Below are 18,507 nucleotides of genomic sequence, written 5' to 3' on the forward strand. Positions count from 1 at the left end.
CCTTAGTTCTTCTTCCCGTCATTCTTTACTTCGAACTCTGCGTCGACCACGTTCGGGTCCTTGCCGCCGCCGTTGGGCTGGGCCTGCTGCTTGGCCTGCTGCTGGGCCTGCTGCTGTTGCTGGTAGGCCTGGGCCGCCTGCTGGTACATCACGGTCGCTGCCTCGTTGACGACTTTAGTGAGGCTCTCGGTCTCCGCCTTTATTTTGTCCAGGTCGTCGGTCTTCTGGGCTTCTTTTAGCGCTTCGATGCCCTTGTTGATATGGTCCTTCTGGTCGGCCGTGATCTTATCGCCAGCCTCGGTGATGGTCTTCTGGGCCGCGTATAGTATGGAGTCGGCGTTGTTTATGACCTCCGCCTTCTCCTTCTTCTTAGCGTCCTCGGAGGCGAACTTTTCGGCGTCTTTCATCATGCGGTCGATCTGGTCCTTGGACAGCTTGGTCGACGCGGTTATGGTGATGGCCTGCTCCTTGCCCGTGCCCAGGTCCTTCGCCTTGACGTTCATTATGCCGTTGGCGTCTATGTCGAACGTCACCTCGATCTGGGGAATGCCCCTCGGTGCCGGCGGGATCCCGATCAGGTGGAACCGGCCGAGGGTCGTGTTGTCTGCGGCCATGGGCCTCTCGCCCTGGAGCACGTGGATCTCGACGGACGTCTGGTTATCCGCGGCGGTCGAGAACACCTGGCTCTTTCGGGTGGGGATGGTCGTGTTGCGCTCGATGAGTTTAGTAAATACGGCGCCATAAGTCTCGATGCCCAGCGACAGGGGTGTGACGTCCAGGAGTAACAGGTCTTTGACCTCGCCCGCCAGAACGCCGCCCTGGATTGCCGCGCCCATCGCGACGCATTCCATGGGGTCTATTCCGCGCTCCGGCTCCTTGCCGAAGAACTTGCGGACCATTTCCTGCACCATGGGCATCCTCGTAGGGCCGCCGACAAGAATTATGTGGTCGATGGCGTTAGCCGTGAGCTTGGCGTCCGAGACGGCCTGCCTCATGGGGGCGTAGCACCGGTCAACGACGTCCCGGACCAGCTCTTCGAGCTTGGCCCGCGTGAGGGTCATGTCCAGGTGCTTGGGGCCGTTCTGGTTGGCCGTAATGAACGGCAGATTAATGTTCGTCTGCAGGGTGCTGGACAGCTCGATCTTCGCCTTCTCGGCCGCGTCCCGCAGGCGCTGCATAGCCATCTTGTCCTTCCGCAGGTCGATGCCATTTTCCTTTTGGAACGTGTTGGCGATGTAGTCGATGATGCGGTTATCCATGTCGGTGCCGCCGAGCTGCGTATCGCCCGAGGTGGAAAGCACTTCGAAGACGCCCTCGCCCATCTCCATGATGGTGACATCGAGCGTTCCGCCGCCCAGGTCGAAGACAAGGATCTTCTGGGTGCCCGACTTGTCAAGTCCATACGCTAACGCGGCCGCGGTGGGCTCGTTAATGACGCGCAGGACTTCCAGGCCGGCGATTGTGCCGGCATCCTTGGTGGCCTGCCGCTGGTTATCGTTAAAGTACGCCGGGACCGTGATGACGGCCTGCGTGACCTTCTCGCCCAGGAACGCCTCCGCGTCCTGCTTTATCTTGGACAGGATCATGGCGGAGATCTCCTGCGGCGTATACTTCTTGCCGTCGATGTCCACCTTGAAGTCCGTGCCCATCTTACGCTTGATGGCAAGGACCGTCCGCTCCGGGTTTGTCACGGCCTGGCGCCGTGCCGCCTCGCCAACGAGCCGCTCGCCCGTCTTCGTGAACGCCACGTAGGAGGGGAATAGTCTGGCACCCTCCGCGCTCGGTATAATGGTCGGCTTGCCACCTTCGAGGATGGCCGCCTCCGAATTGCTCGTACCAAGGTCTATGCCGATAATCTTGGACATTAGTCTTCACCTTTCTTTGAAACTTTGACTTTTGCACAACGAATGACTTTCATGTTCAGCGTGTAGCCACGCTGGATCTCCTCGAGGACCGTGTCGTCCTCGTGGTCGTCGTCGGCCTCCTGCAGAATGGCCTCGTGCAGGTACGGGTCGAATTTCTCTCCCACGGTCTTGATCGGCCTGAGCCCGTGCTTTTCTAGCACCGTCTTCATGTTGGCGTAGATCATCTCCAGCCCTTTCGCCATAGAGTCGTTGGACTTCCGGGCGGTCTCGACCGCCCGCTCCATGTTCTCGTAGACGTCCAGGAGGTCCAGGATGAGGGGCTCGTTCGCGCTTTTTACGTAATCTTCGCGCTCGCGGGCGACCCGCTTCTTATAGTTCTCCAGGTCCGCACGCAGGTACATGGCGAGATTCTTATACTCCTCGACCTGTTTTTTGGCGAGGGCCAGCTCGTCATCCGCTTTCGACTCTTCGGTTTTTTCCTTCACTTCAGCCGAGTCCATAAAACGCCATCCTTCCGTGGAAGCCGGTCTTAAATAATGTTTGCACTTCTATAAATACTTATCCATAGCCGTGCATCCGCATATCGGTCGACGGCACGCGAAAACAGGCTTGCTTCGCAGCTATCGTCCGGCGAAGTATATGACAACACCGGAGGATAAATAGTTTCCATCATAATCATACCGGGGCAGGCGACCAGATTTTTTTAATAACGTTTATATATAAAACTAATTATATAATTACCTGGAGTGCTTTAGCAAATGGACGGTACCGTTGAACAAAAAGGCAATATTAAGGTGGAGCTGACCAATAAAAAGAATGGCTTACTTGAGTTCCGGGTGCGCCCCTCACGGGGCCTGGAGAAGTATTTTATGGCCGATACGTTCTACGTCGGCTACGATAAGGACGTCGAGGACGTAAGCGAAAGTATCCTGTATATACCGGTCGTCGCGAACCTGGCCCCCATATCCTGGGCCACCGGGGCGGACATCCATGTAAACACGCTGGACCGTACGTTCCTGGAGTCCCTGCGCAAGATAAGGACGATCGTCAATGGCCTGTTCACGGGCTTTTCCTGCGCGGGCGACGTTGTCGTAGACGATGTCAAAGAGAACCGCTTTGGCAATACCGGCTCGGCCCAGCTATATACCGGCGGCGTCGACTCGTTCACCACCTACGCCCGGCACCTGGAAGAGAAGCCGGAACTCATATCCTTTGGCATTTATACGCTCTTCGATAAAAGGCTCCAGCGCCGGATCTTTAACGAATTGTACGCTTTCGCGGGAAAAGAGGCCCTCGCCATCCATCGGGTAGAGTCGAACATGAACTATACGTTCTTTAATCATACGACGCTCATCTCCGACTTCGACTCCAGCCTGCGAGGCGATTCCTGGTGGGCGAGCGCCCAGCATGGCCTCGGACTTCTCGGAATATGCGCCCCACTTACGGCGATCCGCAATATGGGCCGGGTCTACATCGCATCGTCGGCCACAAGGGACCGGGCCTTAGATATCCGCCAGGCCTGGGGCTCGCACCCGGGCATCGACGGCAACGTGGCCTGGGCTGACGTGAAAGCCATCCACGATGGCACCGAGCTGTCCCGGCAGGATAAGATACGGTTTGCGATCAAGCCATATATCGAAAAGACCGGCGAATATCCCCATCTTATTGTATGTAATGAAAGAGAGCGCGGGGATGGGCTGAACTGCGGCCGATGCGAGAAATGTTGCCGCACCATCGTCGGCCTGGCACTTGAAGGCATCGATCCCAACCCGTGCGGGCTCCATGTAGACGATAGGACTTTCGAAAACATCCGGCGAAAGCTGCTCCTGCGCCCGCTGCGGTTCACGCATATCAAGTATGGCTTATGGAGGGATATCCAGCGCGCTATCCCCGAAAAAGTAAACGATGACATATATGGCTCCCGGGAGTTCTTCAAATGGCTCAAGACCTATGTGTTCCCCGAGGACGACGGGAAATACCGGCCGCGGCTGGAGCGGGTCCTGGAGAAGTGCCTGCAGCTTGGCTTGATTAAATAGCCGAAGGGTAGTATATGCGCCCGTCAAAACCTCTACGGCCCGGGGGCGAGATCCGGGTAAAGCTGGAAGATAAAGAGCGTGGCCGCCTGTCGTTCTGCCTGTCATTTTCGGCGTGCGTCGTGCAGTATTTTAATGCAGACCGGCTCTTCGTCAATTATGACGTGGACGTCGGGGACGTGAGCGAAAGCATCCTCGCCATACCCGCTATCGCGAACGTCGCCCCTGTCGCGTGGGCGGCCGGCGCTAACGTACGTGTAGATGAGCTGGACAGCACGTTCTTAAGCTCGCTTCAAAAGGTCAGAAAAGTCATGGAAGCCATGTACCCGGATTTTTCCACTGCCGGCGATATCATTGCGGAACATATAGTCTCTAACCGGTTTGGCGGCCGTAGCTCGGCCCAGCTATTCACTGGAGGCGTCGATTCTCTGGCGACCTATGCCCGGCACCGGGACGAAAAGCCGGAACTCATATCCCTCGGGCTGTTTAAGCCCTATAGCGAGGCGCTCCAGCAGAGCGTCTACCGGGCACAGGAAGCGTTCGCTCAAAAGGAAGGCGTAAGGCTGCATCGTGTCGAATCGAACCTCAACTATGCCTTTTTTAACCAGAAAAAGCTCCTCGAGGACCATGGCCAGCATCTGTTCGAGCGCTCCTGGTGGGCCGGAGTCCAGCACGGCCTCGGACTCCTGGGAATATGTGCCCCCCTGGCGGCGGTCGGCGGCACGGAAAGGGTCTATATCGGGTCCTCGATGACCAAAGACCAGATGCAGGGGCCGATGAGGCCCTGGGGCTCTCACCCGCTCATCGACGGGAATGTGGCCTGGGCCGACGTGCAGGCGGTCCACGACGGCGCCGAGTGGTCGAGGCAGGAAAAGATACGGCACGAGATTAAGCCTTTCATAGAAAAAACCGGCAATTATCCGCCCATCATTGTCTGCGACGAGCCTGGCAGAGGAGACGTACTGAACTGCGGCCGCTGCGAGAAGTGCAGCCGCACCATCGCCGGCCTGGCCCTTGAGGGCATCGACCCAAACCTCTGCGGGCTCAAGGTCGATAACAGGACCTTCTGCCGCATCCGGCAAAAGCTCCAGTGGGACCGGCTGATGTTCGCCTATAAGAAGTCGGGCATGTGGAAGGATATCCAGAGCGCGATACCCGCCACGATAGAAGGAGACGCGTACGGCTCAAAAGAGTTCTTCGAATGGCTCAGGGCCTATAAATTCCCCGACGTATGGGGCAAGAATAAGCCATTTTCCCAGAGATTGCTCCAGAAGTGCCTGAAATTAGGGATAATCCAGTAAGTTGGCTGGAAAAATATAAATTTATTATTATATTATATATTTATACCTGGTGCCCTTATGCTGTCCGGAAATGCGTCTAAGCCAAAAGGCGATATATACGTAGAGTTGATTGAAAAAAAGGCTGGAAGACTATCATTTAAGCTGTCATACTCGCCCGGCCTGAAAAAATATTTTAAAAAGGACCTGTTCTCGCTAAGATACGACAGGAACATCGAGGATGTTCCCGAAAGTATCCTCTATATCCCTGCCATCGCCAACGTGGCGCCCGTATCCTGGGCGACGGGCGCTGACCTGCATGTAAAAGAGCTTGATGCCACGTTCATCGAGTCCCTGCGCACGATAAAGGCCGTCATGAAGGACATGTACCCGGATTTTTTCTGCACGGGCGACATCAATGTCGGGCTTGCGGTCAATAATCATTTCGGGAATAAGGGATCTGCCCAGCTATTCACGAGCGGCATCGACTCTTTCGCCACTTTTGCCCGGCACCGGGACGAGAAGCCGGCACTCATCACCATGGGGATATACGCCCCGTACAGCGAATCCCTTCAGCGTTTGATATATGGTGAAATGGTCAGGTTCGCGAAAAAAGAAGGCGTGGCGCTCCACCGCATTGAATCGGATTACATGAATGATTTCTTTAACCAGAAAAGCCTCCTGGCAGACTATGGCAGGTACCTGCACGAGGCCTCCTGGTGGGCGACCGTCCAGCACGGCCTCGGGCTTTTAGGGATCTGCGCGCCCGTGACGGCGATGAGCGATATTCAAAGGATCTATATCGCCTCGTCGATGTCGAAGGGCAATAACAAGGCCTGGTGGAACTCCTGGGGCTCGCACCCGCGCATAGACGATAATGTGGCCTGGGCGGACGTAAGAGCCGTACACGATGGCGTGGAGCTGTCGCGGCAGGAAAAGATCGCGAATTTCATTAAGCCTTACATAGAGAAGACCGGGAATTATCCGACGATCATCGTCTGCAACGAGCCATTCAGGGGAGACGTTTATAACTGCGGCCGCTGCGAGAAATGCAGCCGCACCATCGTCGGCCTGTCCCTGGAAGGCATTGACCCTAACCGGTGCGGGTTCAGCGTGAGCGGCAGGACATTCGAGCGAATTAAGCAAAAATTGCTCATGCGGCCGCTCCGGTTCATCTATAAGCAGCCGAACATGTGGCGGGATATCCAGAATAGCATCCCGGACACCATCGAGAACGACCTGAACGGCTCGAAGGCGTTTTTTGAATGGCTCAGGACCTTCGAGATAGCGGATGACCGGCGAAAGAGCCGGCCAATCTCCCAGAGAGTACTGGAAAAGTGCCTGCAGCTAGGGATCATCCAGTAAATGCCTGGCCAGCATCAGGCGAATGCCAAAGCTTTAATATTATTAAAATATTAATTATATAATAATTGCTTAATATAATATTCGATCGTTATCACGACGAATGTTCCTGGATGTACCGATATGAAAAAGAGAGGTCTTAATTGGAGAAGAGATGCAGAAAAATTCGCTTTAGCGATTCTGGCCGTTTGTCTGCTGATGGTCGCCCTGTCCGGCTGTACGAGCTCTTCGATGCAGCCTACACGGAATTTTACGACGATAACGCCTGGCATGCTCGAGGTCGTGACCGGGTCGACCAATGCCCCGTTCGTCTGGATCAACACATCGGTCAGCGACCCGCAGGAAAGATACACCGGCTTCGACGTCGATCTGATGCGGGAGATCGCGAAGGAGCTCAAATGCCAGGTCGAGTTCGTGAGCCAGCCTTTCAGCACGATCATCACGTCCGTGCAGGCGGGGCAGTATGACTGCGCCATCGACTCGCTCTCGATCACGGGCGAAAGGCAGACCCGTGTAGCCTTCTCCGATCCGTACTATATGGCACAGCAGTCAATACTCGTCAGGGCCAACGACTCGTCGATAAACAATGCCAGCGACCTGGTGGCAAAGGGCAAGCTCATCTGCGTCCAGAGCGGCACCACGGGTGAAGCTGCGGCCAGGAACCTGCCGGGAGTTAACCCTGCGAATATCAAGTCATATGAGCGTTATAATGACATGCTTACCGAACTCCAACTTGGCTCCGTTGACGCGGTCATCATGGACTATCCCATCAATCAGTATTATTCTGACATATACGCCGGGTCCTTCAAGTTCACGGGACAGCTTTTCCCGGAAAAGGAGCCCTATGCCATCGTCATCAATAAGGAGAACGTAAAGCTCACCGCCGCGATCGATCGAGCGCTGGCGAATATAAAGGCCGACGGCCGGTACGAGGCGCTATTGAATAAATACCACCTGGACGCGACTTCTGCATTTAGCGGTTAAGGCGAAAATGGTCCAACAACAGGAATTGGGAGGGTATGATTAAATGAAAAGACAAACCATGATGGCTTTTTTTGCCATTCTCATCTGCATAGCCTATATGTTATTCAGCGGGTGCACGAGCTCTTCGGCCCCCGATATTCGGGCGATGAATTTTACGACGATCACTCCGGGTAAGCTATCCGTGGCGACCGGCACGTCTTACCCGCCGTTCGTCTGGATCAACACGTCGGAAAGCGACCCCCAGGCAAGATATACGGGCTTTGAGATCGACCTGATGCGGGAGATCGCGAAGGAGCTGAACTGCCCGGTCGAGTTCACCAGCCAGCCCTTCAGTGCCATCATCACGGCGATCCAGGCGAAGCAGTATGACTGCGCCATCGATAGCCTGTCCATCACGGGAGATCGGCAGACCAAGGTATCCTTCTCGGACCCGTATTACTATATCCAGCAATCCATCCTCGCACGGGCGGACGATAATTCGATCACGGACCCGTCCGACCTCGCGGCTAAGAATAAAACTGTGGTCGCCAGCCCGGCTTCGACTGGCATGGACCTCGCAAGGAACGGGCTGGGCATCAAGCAGGAGAACATCAAGACATACGGGCACATAAGGGACGCGATACCGGAGCTGAAGATCGGCGCCGTGGATGCCATCGTAATGGATTACCCGACGGCCAGAAGCTACTATGACGCATACCCCGGCTCGTTCAAGTTCGTCGGCCAGCCCTTCCCGCAGAAGGAGCCCTATGGCATTATCGCCAATAAGGAGAACACGAAGCTGATCGCCGCGATCAACCTCGCGCTGGCAAAGATCAGGGCCGATGGCCGGTATGACAACCTATTAAATAAGTATCACCTGGAAAATATGTCAGCCAGCCCATAAGCGGGAGGGAAGCCTGGAAGCATGCCTAAAAAATGGGCGCCGCTGCTCATAACGGTCTTCTTTGCCATTATGGTAGCGACGCTCATGGCCTCCACGGGCTGGGCTAATGCGGGCTTACAAAAAAATGCCGGGCCCGACACTAAATCTTCCTCATCGTGGGATGGGCCCATGCAACCGGTTACGATCACCGTCCTGGAAAATACTGAGGCCCGGAGCAAGGTCGCCGGCGCGAAGGTCTATATCGACGGGATGCTTGTCGGGGAAACCAATACTGCGGAAGGAAAACTGGTCGTGCCGGTCGGGCCCGGCGAACATACCGTTATTGTCAGTAAGACAGGCCTGGAAAATTCCACGGCGATCGTATCGTCGGCCGCTGAAGGGAACTATACGTTCCTGATGGCGGGCGCGGGTAAAAAATATTCGATATTCGACCTTGACGTCTTCTTCTACGCGCTTTCAAAGGAGCTCGAATACGGGGCCGTCAATACCATAGTGCTTTCCGTAATTTCCACGATCATCGGCCTGGCCATTGGACTCATCATGGGCATCGGGCGGATATCGGCCAACCGCGTTACCCGCGGGCTGGCATCGATCTATGTCGAGGGAATTCGCGGCATACCGATGCTGTTATTGCTGCTGTTCATAAAGTACGGCCTGCCATTCTTTATCCTGGATACGTTCGGCGTCCAGCTGGTCCTGGACGCGTTCGCCGCCTGCGTGATCGCCATATCGATGAATTGCGGGGCATATATGGCGGAGATCTTCAAGGCCGGCATCAACGCCATCGGCAAGAGCCAGATGGAGGCAGCCCGGTCGCTCGGCATGAGCTACTGGCAGGCCCTGCGGTTCATCATCATGCCCCAGGCGGTGAAGGTCGTCCTGCCCGCGCTGGGGAACGAGTTCATATCCGTCATCAAAGGCTCGTCCATCGCCCTGGTCATCGCCTACCCGGAGATCGTGTGGTGGTCGAACAACATCGGGGCCGAGGCCTATAATACGTTCATGCCCCTGGTGGCCGCGGGAATCATTTACCTGTGTATGACCGTCCCGCTCAGCAATTACATCCAGCGTATCGAGAGCCGGATGGGCGCGGGCAACGCTCAGGAGCAAAAACAGGGCTCGCTGCAAAGGAAAGAAAAAGCGGATGCGGCTCTCGAAGGCACGATCTGAGGCTAGAGCTTTTTCGCCGTGATGATGGGCGCTTTTTTCGCAACGGATACCCGACGCATGATATCGCCCTTTACCCGGGATACTTCGTAGTGAAGTTTTCTATCAAAGGACTGATAAAGCGAATTCAGCCTCATCGCCGGAGTCGGCGGGCGCTGGAATATCCCGGCGCTGTAGCTCTGGAGGTCTTTCATGATCATATCCGGCTGCATTGCCGTTTCGCCTTCCGGCAACAATTCCTTGAGCCGCTCCACGTGCCGGAATAGCGTTTGCCGGTCACGTGCGACTCTCGTGCTATAATCCGGAAGATCATCGCACAGACGTTCAAACGTATCTTTCATGCCATTGAAGCCCCGGAAAACATATTCCTGTAGCCCGCGGTCCTCCATGAAAGCGCTCATCTTCTCATCGTAGCCCAGCACGATGAATGGCGTATTATGGGCATACGCGAAGATGGCGCCGTGTAGCGAACTGGTGATGAGGCGGTCGATCCGGCCCATCAGAGTAAATATCTCCAGGGGACTGAGCAGCGGGAGGATGACGGAATTCGGGATGCCGGCGCTGAGCCTCTGCATATAGCGGTAGTCCTGGTTGTAATGGGTGATCGGTATAAAATAGACCGTGTAGGGGAGCGACGAGGCCCAGCCGGTAAAAGCCTTCTCCTCCCTTGCGCCCATCATGCCCGGCAGGAGATGAACGCCGAGCGCAGGGCTTTTAATTCTGATTGGAAAGTCTTCCATGTCTTCAAGGAGCAGGGTCGTGCATGGAACGACGTGGGCCGTGTTGCGTAAGCGGTACAGCTTTTCCCGGTCGCATTTACTTCGCACTGTGACGTACCGGTAGTCCTCAAGGTAGCCCAGGTCACGGGGCCTTCCCACGATCCCTGCGGCGTTGAGGATGTGGGGGCCGGGGACCCGGAAATTATCATAAAAATAGTCGGGGCGTGGGCGGATGATATGGCCGCCGCCGATGACGATCGTTTCGTAGTCGGCCGCCTTGAAGCAGCCGGGGAAAAGCACCTCGAAGCGGACACCGGCCTCGTTGAGTATTTTAATCATACTGAGGCCGATCGCCGCGTCGCCGGTATTATTACTCAGGTTATCGTATAGCAAGCCCGCCTTTCCCGACATGCATGCCCACCAAATTTATATTAAGTTAATTATTATAAAATATATGTATATAAAATTAATACTACCCGTTTAGCCGATATTACGCCAGTGGAATAACGAAAAGAAATAAATTACATAAGAGATTGATTAATTTGAGTCGATCATTTAAGGCGCCGCCCAGGAGGGCGGCAAAAGGCGCGTGTAAACATGGGAATATTCGATGGCAGAACGGGCAAAAAGGAAAAGAGCGATGAAATGATCCTTGAGCCGCACGAGGGCGGCTATAAGCGGAAAGGCGGTCATGGCTCCCGGATAAGCCGGGTCTGCGTATATTTTGACCGGGCGACGCCACTGGAGGACGAGCGGGAGCTGCTCCGGAGCATCATCAAGGAATCGGGCCTTTCGAACGATATCGCCCCCGGCGCCTTAATATCCACGAAATATGATGCCGTGCCTGGCATCAATGAGTACATTGCCCGGGGCGAGATGCCCGAAAGCCTGAACGCCTACGTGATGGCGCAGGCAATGCTGGAGGGGCTGGCGCGCGGGCAGGCCGATATGGCGAAGCTGGCCGTGAATCCCGTCAATTACCGGGGCCACAAGGGAGTGCTCGTCTACAAAGAGGCCTAAATATAGCCGACGTCGACGAGAAGAAGCTCGGCGTCATCGCGTGAGTTTACTTTTATGTGAGGCTCTAGGTGGATCTCCGCGGCCCCGAATCCGGCAGCTCTTTATCATTTAGGGCCACAGGGCGGCCTTCGACGACATAAAAATAGCCTCCACGGCCATCCTGGAACGAATGCTCGACGGAATGGCCGTACTCTAAAAAGCTCAAGTATAAATGAACCATGATTGATACCCGTAGAAAGTCTGACCCACAATAATAATACTGCCATATAGAAACAGATATTATTATAATATTTTTAAGATGCAAAGTTTTTCGTAAAATTAAAATTTATTGGAAATAATTAAAAATTAACGTATACAATAATGCAATATGCACTAAAAAAAATTAACCTTATATAGTTGGTACTTGAATAATAAATTAAAATATGTTTAATGGGTGAGCGCAGGGATGGAAAGCCGTGCAGTTACAATCCGTGTGACAGAGGATGGGGGGATACCGGCACAGTTTACTGGAACGAACGTGAGGGTCCGATGCATGAAAAAGACCGTGGCGATCATAGAGGATGAAAAGGATATCGTGGACTTATATTCAAAGATATGCGAGTCCATGGGCCTGAAGGTCTCCTTTGTCGCCTACGACGGCCTGGAGGGGCTCGAAACTTTTAAAAACTCTTTCTGTCCGGACGTGATCCTTATAGATCACCGTATGCCGGCCATGACGGGGCTGGAGGCCATGAGGGCGATGCTGGATGTCGAGCCCGAAGCCCGTTTCGTCTTCCTGAGCGCTTCCCAGGAGGTCCAGGACGACGCACTCGAGGCGGGCGCCCGGGCGTTTTTAATGAAGCCCGCGCTTATGGCCGAGATAAAAAATACAATATCGAGGGTGCTCGACGAGCCATAATACTCTTTTAAATCTTCTACGATTTTTAGGAGATGATAATCTTGCTTTTAACATATGTCAGTTATTTAGAAAAATTTTATAAAATTAATGGAACAATATGTTCGAAAATAACATTATTAAAAAAAATTTTATCCATAATTTAGGTATTTATCCCATATTTTGACAAATATATCGAAAGATTTATCTTGTGATGAAGCGACAATTTAACTACAGGATATTAAGCATATCCTGAGGGGGCAATCCCCGGGTGTCCCTGTAAAAACGTTACAAGGCCCCGGGGACGTGCGACTTTTTATTATAGACTAGTGACGGGCATTTAGGCCCAGGATCTTCCTTGCATCGGCGGGCGTCGCGATCTCGCGGCCGAGCTCCTTCGCGATCCTGGCGATTCTCCTGACCAGGCGCTCGTTCGTGGCCAGCTCTCGGGTCGTATAGTCGTAATATATCGAGTCCTCGATGCCCACCCGGACATGCCCGCCCATCAGTATGGCCGCCACGTTTATTCGGGCCTGGTAGCGGCCTATGCCGGCGGCGGACCAGGTATCGCCGCGGGGTATGGACTCGACCAGATACACGTGATCCCGAAGGTCCGCGGGAATGCTGCCCAGAGAGCCGAGGAGCAGGTTAAAGTGTAACGGCGCCTTAAAATAGCCCTTTTTCGCCAGGTATTGGGCTGTGTTGATGAACCCCGACTCGAAGATCTCCAGCTCCGGCTTGATACCCCGCCGAGCCATGCGTATCGCCAGATCTTTTATCGTCTCGATCGAGTTGATACTGATATCGGAGGGAAAATTGAGCGAGCCGACGGTAAGGCTCGCCATTTCTGGGCCGAGCTCGAGCACCTCGGCGCGCTGGTCAATGTCGGAGTATAGCCGGCCGCTAGTCGAGGCGCAGATGACGATATCCGGACATTTCTCCCGAACCCTGGAAAAGATCTCCTCGTAGACTTCCTTTTTATAAGTGGGACGCCCATCCTCTCCCCGGGCATGGAGGTGGACGACGGAAGCCCCGAGCCTATATGCCTTATACGTATCGGCGGCGATCTCCTTAGGGGTGATGGGGACATGGGGCGTATCCTTCTTTGTCGGAACCATGCCCGTAGGGGCGAGTTGTATAATGAGCTTCTCCTTGAATTCGTCATGCATATTTCCCAGACCTATCCGGTATTTACTTCGATCACTGCTTCGTGGCTTTTTGACGGGACGCCGGCGACCGGCGTATCGTTATTCCTCAGGAACCGGGCGGGCACGCCGGCATAGACCGCGTTGTCCGGGACATCGCCAACGACCACGGCTCCCGCCCCGATGATGGCATTGGAGCCGATGCGGACATTATCGATGACCGTGGCGCCGATGCCGATGGTCGTTCCGGGCCCGATCCTGACCATGCCGGCGATGGATACGCCCGGGGCGATAAAGGAGAGCGGGCCGATCTCCGTGTCATGGCCGATGGACAGCGCCCGGTTGATGACACACATGTTTCCGATCTTACAGTTGGGGGCGAGCACAGCGTGGGGGCCTATGATAACGCCTTCGCCATACTGGACATTGGAGCCAAGATATGCGGCCGGGTGGATGAGCGGCGAGAACACAAGCCCATATTTTTGTTTTAATTTCCCGGCAAGCCGGTCCCTGCGATTGATAAAGCCCAGGCAGTATTTTTCGCCGGCCGCCGGCAGGAAGTCGTCCAGCTCGATAACGGGTATGTCATATCCCAGAAGCTCTGTCCGGCGCTTAAGCCCTTTCAGCGGCTCTTCCGGCCGCCGAAGGTTATTCACCACAGCCTTGATCCGCCCCTGGCTGGCATGTATGGAATCGGCGATATCGCTGAAAAAGTCCCCGAACCCGAATACTACCCAGTCGTCCATTCACTCTGCCCCCGAGTTAAGGTGAATCTGCTATAGTCTAATGGTTAATCCACATAAGTATAAACGATTATACAAAAGATTATAAGACTATTTTGAAGATAAATTTGGCATTTAGCGTTTATTCGGCTATATATCTGTCGAAAATGACTAGCCCTGACATTAGTCACGAGCGCTCTGTGCGGCGCAGCAACCAAAACCCGGAGTATCCCGCCCTGGAAAATGCCCGGTGTAAAGGCCGGGTATGGGTGAAATGAACAACTTTGCCAGCCCTAATATCCGATGCTAGCTCCAAATTCCGTTAGGTTTTCTTCTTGTCGTACAATAAGTTCTTCGAGAAGAAAATACTCGTTATAAAGAAAATCCGAGAGGTTAGCCTATGAGTAAAGCTGATGAAGCAAAGAGGACCATCAAGATCGAGAATGTCGTGGCATCCACAGCCATTGGACATGGAATCGATCTGAAGTCCATGACCCTCGAACTGGAGGGCGCGGAATACGACCCGAAACAGTTCCCGGGACTTGTATACAGGACTAAAAATCCCAGGACGGCATCCCTCATATTCAGCAGTGGCAAGATCGTTTGCACCGGCGCGAAGAACATCGCTGACGTCGACACGGGCTTAAAAATCGTGTTCACAAAGATGGAAAGCATAGGCATCAAAGTCATGCCGAATCCCGATATCACGGTTCAGAACATCGTCGCATCGGCAGACCTCGGATCAGTTCTTAATCTTAACTCGATCGCCATCAGCCTCGGCCTCGAGAACATCGAGTACGAGCCCGAGCAGTTCCCCGGCCTGGTGTACCGGCTGGACGCGCCCCGGGTAGTATTGCTGCTATTCGGCAGCGGAAAGCTGGTCGTCACGGGCGGCAAGAAGCCGAAGGACGCCGAAGATGCCGTAGAACGTATCGTCAAGGAGCTCGAATACAATGCCTTACTATAAAGCTGAGCCTGCATAACTTTTGTTAGCTCTGGGAAATCTTCGGTTAGTGGGGAGATAAAATCGTCGACATAATGCCATGAAAATTAGTATCGACCACTTAATGATACAACCTGTAACCTGGTATAAAAAATTGAATATATAATATGATCTACTTATAAAGTTCAAATTTAAACTTTTCAGCTTCTCTAAGGACTGAATTTCGGATGGCTCTGGCTTAAGCGTATTTTATTGGTGAGCAGTATCATTCCTTTAGGATAAAATCGCTCTACTGTGCCGCTAATTTATTGTCAGATGGCTTGGTGAATCGCCACTATTTGCTACTCAACATTTTATTGATAATTATACCACTATGCTATTGAAGGGGGAATGAAATGGATTATAAGAAAACAGCCATATTCGTTCTTCTCGTGTTTGCTGTTCTGGCACTCGCGCTCCCTGCAGCCGCCTGGTGGGGCGGCTGGGGCTGGGGCGGCTTTGGCCGCTGGGGCTGGCCTTGGGGCGGCTGGGGCTGGGGCGGCTGGGGCTGGGGCGGCTTAGGCGGCTGGGGCTGGCCTTGGGGCGGCTGGGGCTGGGGCGGCTGGTGGTAAGCCACCCGACCTGCTCTTGCATAAAATGCCAACCGCTAAGACCAGTTACACGAGAAGTGAGATTGGATTGTTTTATAGTGGGCGTTATAACGCCTACTATACTATTTTTTATCAGGCAGCGTACCGCCCTATACAAGGCCGCAGGATTGCGTGCCCTCACACTACCTGGAATTTGTATTTCAAGAAAGCGATAATACGAAAGTCGGATCAATCGCCATAGTAAAAATTTAACTAAGCGTAAGCTTCTATCAACGATGGGTATAAAGGATAAGCGGCCGGATTTGACCACCGGCCATTTCAATTATACCAGTTATATCCTTACCCGTTTAATAGGACTGATAACACATCTGTGCGCACTGCTCGGGCGTGTACTGGCCTGAGGCCACGCAAGCCTGATAGCAGGCGTTGGCGTCGCCACCATAATTCACCGGCACATAGACCGGATAGGCATAACCCTGGTTGTACCATGGATAATAGCCGCCCCCGATCACATTAATATCGCTACCGGGCCTGTGCAGGGGTGGTCTCACTCCAAAGCCGGGGTCAATTGCGCCAGGCCGGTCAATGTTCGCCGGGAACCTGTTACCGGCTCCGATATTGCCTGTTCCCTTGCCAGGTAATTTGTTATTAATATTATTACCGCCTCCAAACCCGCTGGCGACCTTTGCCCCGCCGCCAACATTTTTAACACTGCCTCCGCTTACTTTCATATTGCCACCAGCCCGTACTCCGCCTCCACCGCTTCTAGCCATGGAGACGGGCGCTGCGAGTAGCGTGGCAACCACCAGTAATACCAGGGTGACTAACACTAATCGAATCCAATCCTTCTTCATATGTAATCCCCAATAACCATTGGGAAATTGCCCATATAAAGATGACACTAAAAATATTCTTATTTTCCGCTTAATATCCCCAATTAGACCAAAAGATGAGGGCCGTCGGATTGTCTATATATGCGCCACTTGCGTTTAATGTATTTTCGAACTTATGGTATGTTCCCCAATGACCAATAAATATTATTTTTTGTAGGTTATTTATTGCGTGACGCTCGAATTGTCAGAATTATATTTAGTCCTTCAGGATTAATTTCTTAGGGGGATGTATTATGGGCAAAGTAAACGAAATAGCGCTCGCGTTAGCGCTTGGAATATTATATGGTGCAATTTTCCTCGTCTTCGGGCTGTTATCCGCGACGACCGGATGGGGGAGTGAGGCAATACGTGTACATAGTGGGTTCTTCCCCGGCTGGGGGCCAACGATAATTGGAAGCATTATCGGAGCTATATGGGGTATAATATTTGGCGCCGTATTTGGATATATACTCGGAATATTGTACAATTATTTTGATAATAAGATAAAATTATAATGGGCAGAGAAATATACCAAACTATATCTAAATCAATACTCGAATAGCCCATACGAGCTTAAAGTTGGTGTGGATAGGAGAGAATGCCATTGTAAGGAATGCAAATAAGATAGATAATTGGTTAGCGTAAGATAAATCAGGAAATAGACACGCCGGTCGGAGTCTGGACCTAAACACCGGTTTTTACTGCGTTCCATCGGAAATAAAGGAGTTCGAGGCCTATTTATGCATATATATTCTATTTATTGATATTTAATGGATTTTGCTGAAACTTCTTGTACCAGTACAATTTGGAGTGTTGCGTGATTCAATATGCATGTTTTTAACATTGATATGTACTTGCCGGCGAGATTGGCCTAGATAAAAAAATTGAAAATTTAGGCGGGGCATTTTTTTCTGCATGCTCCAACCTGGACGTTGCACTCCGACGAATAGTACCCTTGTTCATGAGTACATTGCCAGAACGCATCTTCACATTTTTTCCGGCAATCAAGCCACTGGGGGGATCTGGTAAAGCCCGAGGAGAAAGACTTGATGTGCCCATCGTCCACACTTCCGGCCCTCAGGCCTGTATGCACCGCTTCCGCCGGGACCACTGGCACTACGCCCAATCCAGCGACGAGGAGCACCAGGATGGCCACCGTAATTAATTTTTTCACATCATCCATGCCATGCACCCGCGTACCAGATGGATGCGCGTGGATAAAAAGTATGCCCGCCCTGATGCCGCCGCGGCCTTACGCATAGGGGTATATAAGGCGTTAATTAAGAAACGGTAGGCTGACGCTGAACCCTAAGATAAAAAAGGTAAACTTTGTCGCAAAAGAGTGCTACCTTCTTTTAATTACTTTATATTTCTTCTTGTCAGTCTTTTGCGAAGACATAGTTGAATGGTATTGCGATTAAGTCTCCGATAATAAATGTGGCGAATATGACGACCATAGGAAACGAATACGATGGCAGATTTCCCCCAATTACACCTGGAATAATGACGGCGATAAACCAGATTAATTTATAAGTAAGCTGCATGAGTAGTACTGGCACAAACTTCAATGGAGACCATAGTCCCAATATAGCTAATAGAGCAAAAGCTACCCATACACTGGCCGCCACACCCGCAAAAATGGGCTCTTCACTGGGGAATCCACATAAAGACATGAAAGTGCCTGGCGAGATCAAGTATAATAAGCCTATACCGCCGGCCACAACGATAGTATAAGCATACATTATCCTCAACCAATTATAATGGATCTTAACCGTCTTACCTTCCGCTACAACTACATTCTTAGGACTCAAAGTACTTTGATCGGGTTCAACCATAAAAACCTCCTTATATTATAATCGTTTAATAAGTATAAAATTTTTATTCAATTGGGTTTTATTATTTTAGAACTAAAAGATAATTGCTGTGTTGAATTACTCCCGTATTTTAAGCTTTTTAAGGGCGCGGATGGCACTATTTTTCACAACAAAATCGTTGATGACCGGGTTGCGTTCAGATAAAAATAATGAAAATTCCGTAAAATGGTAACAAGG

The 18,507-nt window shown here is 52.5% G+C and carries 19 protein-coding genes; 10 read left to right on the forward strand and 9 right to left on the reverse strand.

Annotated elements, in window-relative coordinates; all coding sequences use genetic code 11:
* Positions 1 to 2 precede the first annotated feature (2 nt).
* The gene (dnaK, locus tag VMC84_RS06430; protein ID WP_325379155.1) at positions 3 to 1,865 is read right to left on the reverse strand and encodes a molecular chaperone DnaK; all 1,863 of its coding nucleotides are present in this window, start codon (positions 1,863 to 1,865) and stop codon (positions 3 to 5) included.
* Positions 1,865 to 2,365, reverse strand: a complete 501-nt coding sequence (locus VMC84_RS06435; protein WP_325379156.1) for a nucleotide exchange factor GrpE — start codon at positions 2,363 to 2,365, stop codon at positions 1,865 to 1,867. The genes dnaK and VMC84_RS06435 overlap by 1 nt, the downstream gene beginning before the upstream one ends.
* A gap of 258 nt (positions 2,366 to 2,623) precedes the next feature.
* Between VMC84_RS06435 and VMC84_RS06440 the strand changes: the two genes are divergently transcribed.
* From VMC84_RS06440 to VMC84_RS06465, 6 genes are all read left to right on the forward strand, one after another.
* Positions 2,624 to 3,901, forward strand: coding sequence for a hypothetical protein (locus tag VMC84_RS06440; RefSeq protein ID WP_325379157.1), 1,278 nt, complete (start codon positions 2,624 to 2,626; stop codon positions 3,899 to 3,901).
* A 14-nt stretch (positions 3,902 to 3,915) separates the two neighbouring features.
* Positions 3,916 to 5,199 (forward strand): hypothetical protein, encoded by a 1,284-nt coding sequence (locus tag VMC84_RS06445; RefSeq protein ID WP_325379158.1) that lies wholly within the window; start codon positions 3,916 to 3,918, stop codon positions 5,197 to 5,199.
* A 57-nt stretch (positions 5,200 to 5,256) separates the two neighbouring features.
* Positions 5,257 to 6,540, forward strand: coding sequence for a hypothetical protein (locus tag VMC84_RS06450; protein WP_325379159.1), 1,284 nt, complete (start codon positions 5,257 to 5,259; stop codon positions 6,538 to 6,540).
* Positions 6,541 to 6,660: 120 nt separating this feature from the next.
* A complete protein-coding gene (locus VMC84_RS06455) occupies positions 6,661 to 7,521 on the forward strand; it encodes an ABC transporter substrate-binding protein (RefSeq protein ID WP_325379160.1) in 861 nt (286 codons plus the stop codon).
* A gap of 97 nt (positions 7,522 to 7,618) precedes the next feature.
* Entirely contained in the window at positions 7,619 to 8,404 is a 786-nt protein-coding gene (locus tag VMC84_RS06460; RefSeq protein WP_325379161.1) for an ABC transporter substrate-binding protein, read from the forward strand.
* Positions 8,405 to 8,425: 21 nt separating this feature from the next.
* A complete protein-coding gene (locus VMC84_RS06465; RefSeq protein ID WP_325379162.1) occupies positions 8,426 to 9,574 on the forward strand; it encodes an ABC transporter permease subunit in 1,149 nt (382 codons plus the stop codon).
* Positions 9,575 to 9,576: 2 nt separating this feature from the next.
* Here VMC84_RS06465 and VMC84_RS06470 read toward each other — a convergent pair whose 3' ends face one another.
* A complete protein-coding gene (locus tag VMC84_RS06470) occupies positions 9,577 to 10,701 on the reverse strand; it encodes a polysaccharide pyruvyl transferase family protein (RefSeq protein WP_325379163.1) in 1,125 nt (374 codons plus the stop codon).
* Between the two features lie 186 nt (positions 10,702 to 10,887).
* On the opposite strand from VMC84_RS06470, the gene VMC84_RS06475 reads away from it, so the two are divergent.
* The gene (locus VMC84_RS06475) at positions 10,888 to 11,310 is read left to right on the forward strand and encodes a hypothetical protein (protein ID WP_325379164.1); all 423 of its coding nucleotides are present in this window, start codon (positions 10,888 to 10,890) and stop codon (positions 11,308 to 11,310) included.
* Between the two features lie 64 nt (positions 11,311 to 11,374).
* Here VMC84_RS06475 and VMC84_RS06480 read toward each other — a convergent pair whose 3' ends face one another.
* Positions 11,375 to 11,530 carry a hypothetical protein gene (locus VMC84_RS06480; RefSeq protein ID WP_325379165.1) on the reverse strand — a complete coding sequence of 52 codons (156 nt, stop codon included), beginning with the start codon at positions 11,528 to 11,530 and terminating at the stop codon, positions 11,375 to 11,377.
* A gap of 225 nt (positions 11,531 to 11,755) precedes the next feature.
* On the opposite strand from VMC84_RS06480, the gene VMC84_RS06485 reads away from it, so the two are divergent.
* Positions 11,756 to 12,208 (forward strand): response regulator, encoded by a 453-nt coding sequence (locus VMC84_RS06485; RefSeq protein WP_325379166.1) that lies wholly within the window; start codon positions 11,756 to 11,758, stop codon positions 12,206 to 12,208.
* Positions 12,209 to 12,510: 302 nt separating this feature from the next.
* Here VMC84_RS06485 and VMC84_RS06490 read toward each other — a convergent pair whose 3' ends face one another.
* Together VMC84_RS06490 and VMC84_RS06495 are read right to left on the reverse strand one after the other, a co-directional pair.
* The gene (locus VMC84_RS06490) at positions 12,511 to 13,353 is read right to left on the reverse strand and encodes a 3-keto-5-aminohexanoate cleavage protein (RefSeq protein ID WP_325379167.1); all 843 of its coding nucleotides are present in this window, start codon (positions 13,351 to 13,353) and stop codon (positions 12,511 to 12,513) included.
* Between the two features lie 11 nt (positions 13,354 to 13,364).
* Positions 13,365 to 14,075 (reverse strand): NeuD/PglB/VioB family sugar acetyltransferase, encoded by a 711-nt coding sequence (locus VMC84_RS06495; RefSeq protein WP_325379168.1) that lies wholly within the window; start codon positions 14,073 to 14,075, stop codon positions 13,365 to 13,367.
* Between the two features lie 376 nt (positions 14,076 to 14,451).
* On the opposite strand from VMC84_RS06495, the gene VMC84_RS06500 reads away from it, so the two are divergent.
* Positions 14,452 to 15,018, forward strand: a complete 567-nt coding sequence (locus VMC84_RS06500) for a TATA-box-binding protein (RefSeq protein ID WP_325379169.1) — start codon at positions 14,452 to 14,454, stop codon at positions 15,016 to 15,018.
* A gap of 913 nt (positions 15,019 to 15,931) precedes the next feature.
* Here the strand turns inward: VMC84_RS06500 and VMC84_RS06505 are convergent.
* Positions 15,932 to 16,438, reverse strand: coding sequence for a hypothetical protein (locus VMC84_RS06505; RefSeq protein WP_325379170.1), 507 nt, complete (start codon positions 16,436 to 16,438; stop codon positions 15,932 to 15,934).
* A gap of 272 nt (positions 16,439 to 16,710) precedes the next feature.
* On the opposite strand from VMC84_RS06505, the gene VMC84_RS06510 reads away from it, so the two are divergent.
* A complete protein-coding gene (locus tag VMC84_RS06510) occupies positions 16,711 to 16,971 on the forward strand; it encodes a hypothetical protein (protein ID WP_325379171.1) in 261 nt (86 codons plus the stop codon).
* Positions 16,972 to 17,348: 377 nt separating this feature from the next.
* Here VMC84_RS06510 and VMC84_RS06515 read toward each other — a convergent pair whose 3' ends face one another.
* Together VMC84_RS06515 and VMC84_RS06520 are read right to left on the reverse strand one after the other, a co-directional pair.
* A complete protein-coding gene (locus VMC84_RS06515) occupies positions 17,349 to 17,639 on the reverse strand; it encodes a hypothetical protein (protein WP_325379172.1) in 291 nt (96 codons plus the stop codon).
* 196 nt (positions 17,640 to 17,835) lie between these two features.
* The gene (locus VMC84_RS06520; RefSeq protein ID WP_325379173.1) at positions 17,836 to 18,291 is read right to left on the reverse strand and encodes a hypothetical protein; all 456 of its coding nucleotides are present in this window, start codon (positions 18,289 to 18,291) and stop codon (positions 17,836 to 17,838) included.
* Positions 18,292 to 18,507: the final 216 nt, after the last annotated feature.

This window comes from Methanocella sp. (genome assembly GCF_035506375.1).
Taxonomy (GTDB): Archaea; Halobacteriota; Methanocellia; order Methanocellales; family Methanocellaceae; genus Methanocella.

What these genes read in the sequence shown, in the direction of transcription:
- VMC84_RS06495 (WP_325379168.1), bottom strand. Translation starts at nt 14,075, where the DNA reads ATGGACGACTGGGTAGTATTCGGGTTCGGGGACTTTTTCAGCGATATC.
- VMC84_RS06455 (WP_325379160.1), top strand. Translation starts at nt 6,661, where the DNA reads ATGAAAAAGAGAGGTCTTAATTGGAGAAGAGATGCAGAAAAATTCGCT.
- VMC84_RS06460 (WP_325379161.1), top strand. Translation starts at nt 7,619, where the DNA reads ATGTTATTCAGCGGGTGCACGAGCTCTTCGGCCCCCGATATTCGGGCG.
- VMC84_RS06510 (WP_325379171.1), top strand. Translation starts at nt 16,711, where the DNA reads ATGGGCAAAGTAAACGAAATAGCGCTCGCGTTAGCGCTTGGAATATTA.
- VMC84_RS06465 (WP_325379162.1), top strand. Translation starts at nt 8,426, where the DNA reads ATGCCTAAAAAATGGGCGCCGCTGCTCATAACGGTCTTCTTTGCCATT.
- VMC84_RS06450 (WP_325379159.1), top strand. Translation starts at nt 5,257, where the DNA reads ATGCTGTCCGGAAATGCGTCTAAGCCAAAAGGCGATATATACGTAGAG.
- VMC84_RS06500 (WP_325379169.1), top strand. Translation starts at nt 14,452, where the DNA reads ATGAGTAAAGCTGATGAAGCAAAGAGGACCATCAAGATCGAGAATGTC.
- VMC84_RS06485 (WP_325379166.1), top strand. Translation starts at nt 11,756, where the DNA reads ATGGAAAGCCGTGCAGTTACAATCCGTGTGACAGAGGATGGGGGGATA.
- VMC84_RS06520 (WP_325379173.1), bottom strand. Translation starts at nt 18,291, where the DNA reads ATGGTTGAACCCGATCAAAGTACTTTGAGTCCTAAGAATGTAGTTGTA.
- VMC84_RS06440 (WP_325379157.1), top strand. Translation starts at nt 2,624, where the DNA reads ATGGACGGTACCGTTGAACAAAAAGGCAATATTAAGGTGGAGCTGACC.
- VMC84_RS06470 (WP_325379163.1), bottom strand. Translation starts at nt 10,701, where the DNA reads ATGTCGGGAAAGGCGGGCTTGCTATACGATAACCTGAGTAATAATACC.
- VMC84_RS06435 (WP_325379156.1), bottom strand. Translation starts at nt 2,365, where the DNA reads ATGGACTCGGCTGAAGTGAAGGAAAAAACCGAAGAGTCGAAAGCGGAT.
- dnaK (WP_325379155.1), bottom strand. Translation starts at nt 1,865, where the DNA reads ATGTCCAAGATTATCGGCATAGACCTTGGTACGAGCAATTCGGAGGCG.
- VMC84_RS06475 (WP_325379164.1), top strand. Translation starts at nt 10,888, where the DNA reads ATGGGAATATTCGATGGCAGAACGGGCAAAAAGGAAAAGAGCGATGAA.
- VMC84_RS06515 (WP_325379172.1), bottom strand. Translation starts at nt 17,639, where the DNA reads ATGGATGATGTGAAAAAATTAATTACGGTGGCCATCCTGGTGCTCCTC.
- VMC84_RS06445 (WP_325379158.1), top strand. Translation starts at nt 3,916, where the DNA reads ATGCGCCCGTCAAAACCTCTACGGCCCGGGGGCGAGATCCGGGTAAAG.
- VMC84_RS06505 (WP_325379170.1), bottom strand. Translation starts at nt 16,438, where the DNA reads ATGAAGAAGGATTGGATTCGATTAGTGTTAGTCACCCTGGTATTACTG.
- VMC84_RS06490 (WP_325379167.1), bottom strand. Translation starts at nt 13,353, where the DNA reads ATGCATGACGAATTCAAGGAGAAGCTCATTATACAACTCGCCCCTACG.
- VMC84_RS06480 (WP_325379165.1), bottom strand. Translation starts at nt 11,530, where the DNA reads ATGGTTCATTTATACTTGAGCTTTTTAGAGTACGGCCATTCCGTCGAG.